Origin of the sequence: Marinobacter bryozoorum (assembly GCF_023156245.1) — a bacterium.
Lineage (GTDB): Bacteria > Pseudomonadota > Gammaproteobacteria > Pseudomonadales > Oleiphilaceae > Marinobacter > Marinobacter bryozoorum.
In genome coordinates this window covers 83,036-93,573 of record NZ_JAKZAH010000017.1, presented here as the reverse complement: position 1 = coordinate 93,573, position 10,538 = coordinate 83,036, and the positions used below count along the sequence as shown (strand labels likewise).

General features: G+C 59.6%; 12 protein-coding genes. 6 read left to right on the top strand and 6 right to left on the bottom strand.

All coding sequences use genetic code 11. The annotated features are described in order from the left end of the window. Positions 1-28: 28 nt before the first annotated feature. The 4 genes from MLC59_RS11250 (at position 29) to MLC59_RS11235 (ending at position 3,493) form a co-directional block, all read left to right on the top strand. Positions 29-520, top strand: coding sequence for a UbiA family prenyltransferase (locus MLC59_RS11250; protein ID WP_345799771.1), 492 nt, complete (start codon positions 29-31; stop codon positions 518-520). Between the two features lie 82 nt (positions 521-602). Further along, positions 603-1,301, top strand: a complete 699-nt coding sequence (locus MLC59_RS11245) for an SDR family oxidoreductase (protein WP_248234325.1) — start codon at positions 603-605, stop codon at positions 1,299-1,301. A gap of 210 nt (positions 1,302-1,511) precedes the next feature. Then, positions 1,512-2,276: an SDR family oxidoreductase gene (locus MLC59_RS11240; RefSeq protein ID WP_248234324.1), complete on the top strand. Its 765-nt coding sequence runs from the start codon at positions 1,512-1,514 to the stop codon at positions 2,274-2,276. A gap of 101 nt (positions 2,277-2,377) precedes the next feature. After that, on the top strand, positions 2,378-3,493 hold the full coding sequence (locus MLC59_RS11235; protein ID WP_248234323.1) for an App1 family protein phosphatidate phosphatase: 1,116 nt from the start codon (positions 2,378-2,380) through the stop codon (positions 3,491-3,493). Here MLC59_RS11235 and MLC59_RS11230 read toward each other — a convergent pair whose 3' ends face one another. Beyond that, positions 3,494-3,673, bottom strand: coding sequence for a DUF2897 family protein (locus tag MLC59_RS11230; protein ID WP_248234322.1), 180 nt, complete (start codon positions 3,671-3,673; stop codon positions 3,494-3,496). It abuts the gene before it with no gap. A 135-nt stretch (positions 3,674-3,808) separates the two neighbouring features. Here MLC59_RS11230 and rarD point away from each other — a divergent pair, with 135 nt between their 5' ends. Beyond that, positions 3,809-4,702 carry an EamA family transporter RarD gene (gene rarD, locus MLC59_RS11225; RefSeq protein WP_248234321.1) on the top strand — a complete coding sequence of 298 codons (894 nt, stop codon included), beginning with the start codon at positions 3,809-3,811 and terminating at the stop codon, positions 4,700-4,702. A gap of 25 nt (positions 4,703-4,727) precedes the next feature. On the opposite strand, the gene MLC59_RS11220 is transcribed toward rarD, so the two are convergent. The 5 genes from MLC59_RS11220 to MLC59_RS11200 all read right to left on the bottom strand — a co-directional run bounded on the left by MLC59_RS11220 (position 4,728) and on the right by MLC59_RS11200 (position 9,299). Then, positions 4,728-5,819 (bottom strand): sulfate/molybdate ABC transporter ATP-binding protein, encoded by a 1,092-nt coding sequence (locus MLC59_RS11220; RefSeq protein ID WP_248234319.1) that lies wholly within the window; start codon positions 5,817-5,819, stop codon positions 4,728-4,730. After that, the gene (gene cysW, locus MLC59_RS11215; RefSeq protein ID WP_248234318.1) at positions 5,816-6,679 is read right to left on the bottom strand and encodes a sulfate ABC transporter permease subunit CysW; all 864 of its coding nucleotides are present in this window, start codon (positions 6,677-6,679) and stop codon (positions 5,816-5,818) included. Before cysW ends, MLC59_RS11220 begins: the two co-directional genes overlap by 4 nt. Positions 6,680-6,685: 6 nt before the next feature. Beyond that, positions 6,686-7,516 (bottom strand): sulfate/thiosulfate ABC transporter permease CysT, encoded by an 831-nt coding sequence (gene cysT / locus MLC59_RS11210; RefSeq protein WP_248234335.1) that lies wholly within the window; start codon positions 7,514-7,516, stop codon positions 6,686-6,688. A gap of 27 nt (positions 7,517-7,543) precedes the next feature. Beyond that, on the bottom strand, positions 7,544-8,545 hold the full coding sequence (gene cysP, locus MLC59_RS11205; protein WP_248234317.1) for a thiosulfate ABC transporter substrate-binding protein CysP: 1,002 nt from the start codon (positions 8,543-8,545) through the stop codon (positions 7,544-7,546). 112 nt (positions 8,546-8,657) lie between these two features. Then, entirely contained in the window at positions 8,658-9,299 is a 642-nt protein-coding gene (locus MLC59_RS11200) for a TetR/AcrR family transcriptional regulator (RefSeq protein WP_248234316.1), read from the bottom strand. A 135-nt stretch (positions 9,300-9,434) separates the two neighbouring features. Here MLC59_RS11200 and MLC59_RS11195 point away from each other — a divergent pair, with 135 nt between their 5' ends. Then, entirely contained in the window at positions 9,435-10,538 is a 1,104-nt protein-coding gene (locus MLC59_RS11195; protein WP_248234315.1) for a DUF2855 family protein, read from the top strand.

Sequence of the window (10,538 nt, the reverse complement as noted above, 5' to 3'; positions counted from 1 at the left end):
TTCCCATCAGATTCTCCGGTGATGAAGAATTTTTACGCATTATGCCAGAAGGTGTCTCCTGCCGCGCAGACTCCTAGCCTTTGGACCGCTGATGGTCATGGGTACTCACTTTGTGCTCACCGGCGAGTACAGTCTGGTGTCGGCCTTTGCTTCACTGATACCGTTCTTCCTCGCGAATAACCTTTTACTGCTCAATCAGTATCCCGACATTGAGGCCGACAGGCAGGTTGGGCGCCGCCATTTGCCGATTGTTTACGGGCGCCGGTTCAGTACACAGGTCTATGGAGTTCAGCTGGGGTTAGTGGCTCTCCTGGTGCTGGTGGGTGTGGCAGCGATGGGGTTGCCCGGGCTAACATTACTGGCGCTACTGCCGCTCGGCGGCGGTGCCTTGGCCTGGATGGGCGCGCGCCGTCGTGGGGAGCAGCCTGCGGCCTTCGAGAAAGCCATGGGCTGGAACGTAGTCGCCGCTGTGGTAACCCCACTGGTGCTGGCGATTACACTGGTAGCAGGTCGCGGATAATAGCCGGCGATCTGCGCCTGGTCATCGAGAGTGGCGTGTGCGCAAGTTTCTGGTTGTACCCAAACGATTAAGGAGATAGTTCATGGCAGATTCCAACAATCCTGTATTGTTGATTACCGGTGCGTCCTCCGGTATCGGCGCCGAAACGGCCCGGGCCGCCTCGGCTGATGGTTACCGGCTGATGCTGGCAGCCCGCTCGGAGGACAAGCTCAGGGCCCTGCAGCAGGAGCTGGGCGGGAAAGACCGGGTGGCTATCACGGCCTGCGACGTGCAGTCTGTCAGCGACCAGAAAGCCATGGTCGATAAGGCCCTGGCGGCGTTCGGGCGAATCGATGCGGTGTTTGCCAATGCCGGCCGGGGTGGTGAGCCCGGTGGCTTCAGCGGCGCAGACCCCGAGGTATGGAAGGATATGATCCTGACCAATGTTCTCGGTGTGGGCATTACCCTGCAGGTGTGCTTGCCGGCCCTGAAAGAATCCCGCGGCCATATCCTGATCACCGGCTCAGCAGCGGGCCGTGTTACTATTCCTGGTTCTATGTACAGCGCCACGAAGTGGGCCGTCTCGGCAATTGGTTACGGTGTGCGCGAGGAAATCCGTGGGAGCGGCGTCCGTGTGACCCTGATCGAGCCGGGGATGGTGGATACGCCATTCTTCGATGAACGCCCGGACAACGCACTGGAACCCGTTGATATTGCCCGCGCCGTCACCTATGCCCTGGCGCAACCGGCCCATGTGGATGTAAACGAAATCCTCATTCGCCCTACGCCCGCTATCAAGTAACTCATACCTCGCCCTCCGCAAAGGCAGGTTGACTATAGGTCGCCTGCTTTTTTTGAAAGGTCTGGTCCAGGCTGCCTTTGAGTATCCGGTAGCGCGGATTTCGTCTGTTATCGACACCATTAATTTCACTGAATAAGCCTGATTCAGTTCCCATCCTGTCGCTTGCCTCGTAGTATCGGGTGTTTCCTCAAACTTCCGGAGCAAACGACAATGACAACAAGGTTTTCCGACAAGGTAGTACTGGTGACGGGTGGCGCGGCCGGTATTGGTGAGGCGACAGCCCGGGCCTTTGCGGCGGAGGGTGCAAAGGTGGTGGTCAGCGACGTGGCTGAGCAGGCGGGTCAGGCGGTTGCCGCCGATATCGCAGAGCAGGGCGGTGAGGCCATGTTCATCGCCTGTGACGTCAGCAAGGCGTCCGACGTGCAGAGGCTGGTCCAGCGTATTATTGATGCCCATGGCCGCCTGGACTGCGCCTTCAACAACGCCGGTATTGATGTGGAAGACTCCAGGCTGGCGGATGGCAGCGAGGAGAACTTCGACCGGCTGATGGATGTCAACGTGAAGGGCGTCTGGCTGTGTATGAAGCACGAGATCGAAGCCATGCTGAAGCAGCCAGGCGGTGGTGCGATCGTCAATACAGCCTCGGTCGCAGGCCTTGGCGCCGCCCCGAAAATGGCGGTGTACAGCGCCAGTAAACATGCCGTCATCGGGCTGACAAAGTCGGCAGCGGTGGAGTATGCGCGCAAGGGTATACGGGTGAATGCGGTGTGCCCGGCGGTGATTGATACCGATATGTTCCGTCGTGCTGCCGAGGCGGATCCCCGTAAGCGGGAGGGCGCTATGAACATGCACCCCATCGGCCGGCTGGGCCAGGCAGATGAGATCGCCCAGGCGGTGCTCTATCTGTGTTCTGAGGGCGCAGGTTTCACCACCGGCGTTGCGCTTCCGGTGGATGGTGGCTACACAGCGATCTGAACGGTGTCCCTGTGATTCATTACCCGGGTGGCTATAATGCCGGTAAAGCCTTCCTGGCCGGTCACGTTTCCCGGGCAGGTGTGCCTGCTGTGGAGAACTGAATGCCCGTTCGACAACGTTTCCGTCGTTTCCTGGTGTCCATGCGCCGGGGGCTGCATGTCTTGGCGGCACCGGTAAAGGGCGACAATGGCCGTGGCGGACTATTCATCCAGTCCTACCGTGGTTATGGATCGTCCCACCGGGTTTTCCTGATGGGACGGGTTTTCAGGCAACCGGGGTTCGGCGCAACGATGCGAGAGGACCGTTTGTGGCGTGACCTGATCGACTTGCTGCGCCGGCTGTTGCGCAAGCCGATCGCGGGTGCCCAGGTCCGGGTGCGCTACAAGGGCACCACAGCGGTTGTCGAGACGGATCGCCATGGGTTCTTCCGGGTTGATATGGATCTCGGAGCAATGCCTTCGGATGTAGAGTGGCACTCAGTGGAACTGTCACTCGATCGCCCTACGGATGAGCGGGCAACGACCACCGGGGAGTTCTTTACTCCGACCCATAGGACCGGTTACGGCGTCATCAGCGACATCGACGACACGGTGGTCTACACCGGTGTGGCCAATACCCTGAAGATGATGTGGCGCCTTTTTGCCCAGGGTGCTGACAGCCGGGTGATCTTTCCAGGGGTGCCGGCGCTGTACCGGGGGTTCCATGATGGGCCTTCCGGCAACCAGGGCAATCCTCTGATCTATGTGTCCCGGGGACCCTGGAGTATCTATCAGGTCCTGGTGGAGATGTTTCGCATGCACCGCATACCTAACGGTCCAATCCTGGTCCTGCGGGAGTGGGGCATGAAGCGGGGCAGTATTCTTCCCCGTCGCGCGCGCGATCACAAGCTGGATGCTATCCGCCATGTCATGGGGCTTTACGGCGAGCTGAAATTTGTTCTGGTAGGGGATTCAGGACAACATGACCCGGAGACCTATGCACGCATCCTGCGAGAGCACCCCGACCGAGTACTGGCCATTTACATCCGGGATGTGAGTGCAGACCCCCAGCGCTCCGAAGCTATCGCCAGGTTGGCAGACGAAGCTCGTGCGGCCGGCTGCGAACTGGTGCTTAGCGACGACAACCAGGTGCTGGCGGAGCATGCCGCCGGTCAGGGTCTGATTTGTGCTGAGGTGATTGAAGCGGTTCGTGACAGCGTGTCAGAAAGCGCGGCCTGATCACCAGTTATCATCTTCTTTTTCTTTCTTCTCCTGCGCTTCCACTTCCGCCTTGCGCTTCTTGATGCGGGCCATTTTCTCTTTCGAGATGGGCATATTGGCGGAATCTTTGAGCATCAGCAGGCTGCCCACCACCAGGGCGATAGCCAGCAGGAGGAATACCCAGCCGATCGTTGGCATAGCTAGACGTCCTGATCCGTGAATGTCTGTCTATAGTGAACCAGCTTGCGACCGGACGCCAGTCAGTACCGGTTCGTCACGCGCGCCACGGAGTGGCTCCTGTGTTACATTCTCAATTCTGCTGATGAGGAACCTATGGAACAAGATGCGCGCGAAACTGGCAAAGGGGTAGCCTTCGGCTTATCGGCCTATTGCCTGTGGGGTAGCTTTCCGCTGTACTTTGCCCTTTTTGAGGGGGTACCTGCGTTCGAGGTACTGATTCACCGGGTGATCTGGTCCTGTGTTTTCCTGGTGTTTGTCATTTCCCTGTTGCGCCGCTGGCAGCCGGTAAAGGACGCGCTGGTGCGCCCCAAGGAACTGGGTTATGTGCTTGCCTGTGCGGTGTTCATCGCAATCAACTGGGGGGTATACATCTACGCGGTGGAAACCCGCCATGTGCTGCAGGCCAGCCTGGGTTATTTCCTGACCCCCCTGGTGAATGTCGCCATGGGCCTTATCGTGCTGCGTGAAACCATCACCCGAATGCAGGCGGTGGCGGTGGTGATCGCGACCCTGGCGATCCTGTTCCAACTGTTCCTGTTGGGCTTCGTGCCCTGGATCACCCTGGTGCTGGCATTCAGCTTTGGCAGTTACGGGCTGTTTCGCAAAAAGGTGGTCCTGGATGGGCTTTCCGGGCTCTTTGTGGAAACCCTGTTGCTGCTTCCACTGGGGTTGTTGGCACTGGCGTTTCTGGAGCAGAGCGGGGCGTCCCATTTCACGGACAGCCCCGGTACCGCGCTGTTACTGCTTTCCAGCGGGGCAGTGACGGCTATTCCCCTGCTGTTCTTTGCCGGTGCAACCCGGCGGTTGCGGCTGGCGACCGTGGGGTTGCTGATGTATATCACCCCATCCATCCAGTTCCTGCTGGCCCTGTTCGTGTTTGATGAGCCCCTGAGCCCGGGCAAGCTGTTCAGCTTTGTGATGATCTGGGTGGCGCTGGCCATCTATTCCGGCTCTGCCTGGTTCGGTCGGGAGCGGGTCGCCGCCTGAGTAGTGTTACCGGCCGGAGGCCAATTCAGGTCCAGGCGACCGTCTCGGGCCGGTTATCGCCGTTGCGGAACAGGTGACCGATATCCGGCGTGACGAAGCAGCGGTCGCCCCGTGCCGGTTGCCAGCGGCTGAACTCACCGTGGGAGATACCCACCTCCCATATGTCGTCGCAGGCCCAGCCATCTGGTTTCAGTTCAACCCGAACCTCGGCACCGATCAGGTTAATGGCTTCGATGGTAAAGGGCAGGCAGGCCCGGTCACCTGGCTCCACCGACAGCCGCACCTCGTGGGGGCGCAGATAGAGCTGGGCGTCGCCTGATACCGACACCCCCGGCAGCGAAACCCGGGCGTTTCCCTGCTGCAGCCAGCCGTCCGTGACGCTGCCAGAGATAATGTTCACATGCCCCAGGAAATCGAACACGAAACGACTGGCCGGGCTGGCATACAGCCGGGTAGGCGAGTCTACCTGTTCCACCTGGCCCTGGCTCATCACCACGACCTGGTCTGATAGTTCCAGGGCCTCTTCCTGGTCGTGGGTGACGAACACGCTGGTAAAATGGAACTCGTCATGCAGCCCCCGCAACCAGCGGCGCAAGTCCTTTCGCACCCGGGCATCCAGTGCGCCGAACGGCTCATCCAGTAAGAGAATATCCGGACGGGTGGCGAGGGCCCTCGCCAGGGCGACGCGCTGTTTCTGGCCGCCTGAAAGCTGGGCCGGGTAACGGTTGGCCAGCTCCGGTAGCTGGATCATTTCCAGCAAACGTGTCACGGTCTTGCGGATCTCGGCTTTCGGGGGGCGTTGGGCCTTGGGCAATGACTCGGGGCCGAAAGCGATATTCTGCGCCACCGTCATGTGGCGGAATAGGGCATAGTGCTGGAAGACAAAGCCCACGTTGCGCTCTTTGACCGGCAGGCGGCTGATGTCTCGCTCACCAAACAGGATACGGCCGTCAGAGGCGTTTTCCAGCCCGGCAATGATCCGTAGCAAGGTTGTCTTGCCGGAGCCCGAGGGGCCGAGCAGGGCGGTCAGTTTGCCATCCGGAATATCCAGGGATATATCCCGCAGGGCCCGGAAACTGCCAAAGGTCTTGTTCAGGTGTTCGATCTTGATGCTCATTGGGGATTCCTGTCTGCGGGTTCACGGGCCAGCAGCTGGGCCTGTCGCCACTCCGCCACGCCTTTGATGGCCAGGGTCAGTATGGCGATGGCCGCCAGCAACGAAGCAGCGGCGAATGCACCCGCAATGTTGTAATCCTGATAAAGTAGTTCAACATGCAGCGGTAACGTATTGGTTTTTCCGCGAATATTTCCGCTAACAACTGAAACGGCGCCAAACTCACCGACGGCGCGTGCGTTGGTCAGCACCACGCCATAGATCAGCGCCCACTTGATGTTGGGCAGGGTCACCCGCCGGAAAAGTCGCCAGCCCGAGGCGCCCAGGGTGACGGCGGCTTCTTCTTCCTCCGTACCCTGTTGTTGCATCAGCGGGATCAGCTCCCGCGCCACGAACGGACAAGTCACGAAGATGGTGACCATCACTATGCCGGGCCAGGAGAACATCAGTTGCACGTCATAGTCGGCCAGCCAACTGCCGAGCCACCCATTGCGTCCATAGAGCAGCAGGTAGAGCAGACCCGCGACTACCGGCGATACGGCAAAGGGTACGTCAATCAGGGTGATCAGCAGTTTCCGCCCGGGAAACCGGAAACGGGTTACCAGCCAGGCCAGGGCCGTGCCGAACACCAGGTTCAGGGGCACGGTGAGCAGCGCAACGAACAGGGTCAAACCGATGGCATGCAGCGTATACCGGTCGCCGATATTGCTGACCAGCGCATCCCAGCCGGCACTGAAGGCCTGGGTGAAGATCAGTAGCAGCGGGATGGCCAGCAGCAGGGCTGCCAGCGTAACCGCCGTCAGGATAAGCACACGACGAAGCCAGGGCTGGTCACCGACCCGATGATGAGACTGATATTTCATGGCGGTTTACTTCCCGTGCAGGCGGCGCAGATAACGCCCCTGCCAGAGGTTGATGGCAAAGAGCAGCACCAAGGATACCAGCAGGACCACCGAAGCAATGGCGCTGGCTGCGGCATAGTCAAACTCCTGCAGGCGCACAAACAGCATCAGGCTGGTGACCTCCGTCTCGTAGGGGGTATTGCCGGCAATAAAGATCACCGCTCCGAACTCGCCGAGGCTGCGTGTGAAAGACAGTGCAATACCGGTCAGCAACGCAGGCCAGAGTGAAGGGAAGATCACCTTACGGAACACGCGCCCATCCCCTGCGCCGAGGGTAATGGCGGCTTCCTCATCTTCAGGGGGCATTGCCTCCAGTACCGGCTGTACCGTGCGCACGACAAACGGAATGCTGGTAAAGGCCATGGCGATGATGATTCCAACCGGAGTGTAAGCAACGCTGATCCCCACGGCCTCAAGCCACTGGCCGTACCAGCCGGAAGCGGAGAAAAGTGTCGCCAGGGTAATGCCCGCCACGGCGGTTGGCAGCGCGAAGGGCAGGTCCACCATGGCATCGATCAGCCGCTTGCCGGGGAACTCATAGCGCACCAATACCCAGGCCAGCAGCAAACCAAAGGCGCCGTTGAACAGTGATGCGAGGAAAGCGGTCCACAGGGTGATCTTGTAGGATTCGACGACTCGTGGGTCGCTGATCACAAACCAGAACTGGCTCCAGGTCATGCCTGCGGTCTCGGCCACCAGCCCGGTCAGGGGCAGCAGCAACACCAGGCTGATAAACAACAGGGAGACTCCCAGGCTTAACCCAAAGCCCGGGAGTACCCTTTTGGAGCGCGGTTTCAAGGGCGAGGCATTTGCCACCAGTCGTTCCTATCGACGACGCTGAAGCTGGTCGAGCTTGCCACCACTGGCGAAGTGGGTTTCCATAGCCTCTTCCCAGCTGCCCGCGATTTCGTCAATTGGAAGCAGTTTCACTTCGGGGAAGCGGTCCGCAAAGTCGGATTTGACCGCTTCGTGGTGAACCCGGTAGTTGAAGCCAGCCAGCAATCGTTGCGCTTCCGCGCTGTACAGGTGCTCCAGATAGGCCTTGGCGAGTTCCTCGGTATCGTTTTGTTCGATGTACTCATCGATCCAGGTGACCGGGAACTCAGCCAGGAAACTCACCTCCGGGGTAACAACCTGGTATTCGCCAGGATAGCGGTCGGCAATGTTCAGCACCTCCGACTCGAAGGTGAGCAGGGCATCCCCGATACCACGTTCTATAAAGGTGGTGGTGGCACCCCGGCCGCCGCTGTCGAAAACTTTTACCTGACCGAGCAGGTCGGCAAGGAACTGGTCGACCTTATCCTGGTCATCGCCGAAGGTTTCCTGGGCATAGCCAAGGGCCGCCAGGTAGGTGTAGCGGGCGTTGCCTGAGGTTTTGGGGTTAGGCATCACCAATTCGACGTCATCCTTAATCAGGTCATCCCAGTTCCGGATGTTCTTCGGGTTATCCTTGCGCACCAGGAAGGCCATGGTGGAGTAGTAGGGGGAGCTGTTATTGGGCAGCCGCTCGGCCCAGTTCTCCGGAATCAGGTTGCCGCGCTCATGGAGGATGTTGATGTCGGTCACCTGGTTGAAGGTAGCAACGTCCGCCTTCAGGCCCTGGATAATGGCCTGGGCCTGTTTGGAGGAGCCGGCATGGGACTGGTCAATGGTGACGGTGTTGCCGGTTTTTTCCTGCCAGTATTCCTGGAAGTGCTCGTTGTAAGCCGCAAACAGTTCGCGGGCGATGTCGTAGGAGGTATTGAGTAGCTGCTGTTCGGCAGCAACTGCTCCCTGCGCGCTGGCCAGGCTGGCGCCAATAACAAGACCTTTCAGCCAGTTTTTCATGGTGTTCCTCCCGGATCCGGTAATGAAGTCCGGGGGAATGTAACAAATAGCATTAAAAACCGAAAAGTCTAAAAAATAATATTTATATCTCAGTAACGAATATGGCTAGTGATTATTCGTTGCTATGTGCGAGTGCTGTCGTGCAGAGCCGTTCGAGCTCCGCGGCCCAGGCCCGGCGGCGTTCATCGTCAAGCTCTACCTGCAGGCCATACCGGCGGCCGCCCCATACCGATAAATGTAGTGCTTCAAGGGTGGTGTCCGCCGGGCGGGGAGTAAGGTCGTCGCAGGCAGCGATAACCCGGTGCCAGACCGCAAGCAGTTCGTCGTAGGCCCGCTGCTGGAGGCGGGTATCCGCCACTGCGGGCTCAAGCCACATCATGTCCGGTGAGAACCAGGTGTTCTTGTCGTCAGCCAGGCCGGCGAGGTGATGAATCAACAGGTGGATACGCTGGCGCCAGGTCAGGCCTGCCGGGGCGACGACCTGTTCATCGATATGCTGGATCATCTGCTCGATGCAGTGGCGAACGTAGCCGGAGTGCAGCGCCTCCTTGCTGGGAAAGTAGTCGTAAAGGGTGCCAATGGCGATGCCGGTTTCCAGGGCTACCTTGCGGGTGGTCAGTTGTTCCCAGCCGTCCCGCTGCCAAATCCGAACATAGGCATCGTAGATGGCCTGCACTGTGAAGCGGGCACGGGCTTGCCGTGGGCGCTTGAGGGGCCTGGTACGCGGGTTTTGAGAGGACGATGGTCTGCTCATCGGGTTTCCGAACCACGGTTGTGCTGGTGATCGTTAGAATGGGTGTTACGGGCAGTATCCCATATTCCGGTGTTTCCGTCCGGAAGCGGACGCCCTGCCTATTCGTCCATTATCAGGAAACCGAGGAACAATAAGATGACCGAGTTTACCCGACTGTTGACGGACCAGGGCAACCTGGCAAAGTCCCGCCTGGAAACCAACGATTCCGGCGCCCTGACCGAGGGCCAGGCCCGCATGCGTATCGATCGCGTGGCACTCACGGCCAATAACATTACCTACGCTGCTTTCGGCCATACGCCCCACCTGCGTTACTGGGACTTTTTCCCGGTCAGCGATGCAGGTTGGGGCCAGATGCCAGCCTGGGGCTTCGCCGAGGTAGAAGAGAGCACCGTAGAGGGAGTAGAGCCCGGTGAACGTTTCTACGGGTTCTGGCCGCTGGCGACACACCTGGTGGTAGAGCCTGTCCGGGTCACCGAGCGGGGCTTCTATGATGGTGCCAGCCACCGGCTTGAACTGGTCTCTGCCTATAACCAGTATCAGCGCACCGGGACAGACGCTGCCTACCGGCCGGAGAATGAAAACTACCAGATGCTGTTGCGCCCGTTGTTCATTACGTCGTTCATGCTGGCCGACTTCCTGGAAGACAACGCCTTCTTCGGCGCGAAGCGGATCCTGGTTTCAAGCGCGTCCAGCAAAACCGCCTATGGCACGGTTTTCTGCCTGCAAGACCGTGATGACCTGGAGGTTGTCGGCCTGACCTCATCGGCCAATATTGGTTTTGTCGAGGGCCTCGGTTGCTATGACCGGGTGGTGAACTACGACGATATCAAAGCCCTGGACCCGGACGTGCCGACGCTCTACGTGGATTTTTCCGGTAACGATGCGGTGCGTGAGACGATCCACCGGCACATGCCCGGCAGCCTGGTCCATAACTGCTACGCCGGTTCTGCCCACAACCACGAACATATCAGTGAAACTGAATGGACCCTGCCGGGGCCTGCCCCGAAGCGTTACTTCGCACCGGACCAGATCCGCAAGCGCAATGCTGACTGGGGCCCGGCTGAGGTCACCCGCCGATTCAACAAGGCCCAGTTGGCCTTTATCGACCGGGTCAAACAGGCTGATTCGCCGTGGATTCGCGTGCAGGAACACGACGGGCTGGCGTCGGCCCAGGCCCTTGTCCGTTCACTGGTTAACGGAGACGTGGACCCGGCCGACGGGCATGTTGTGAAACTCTGA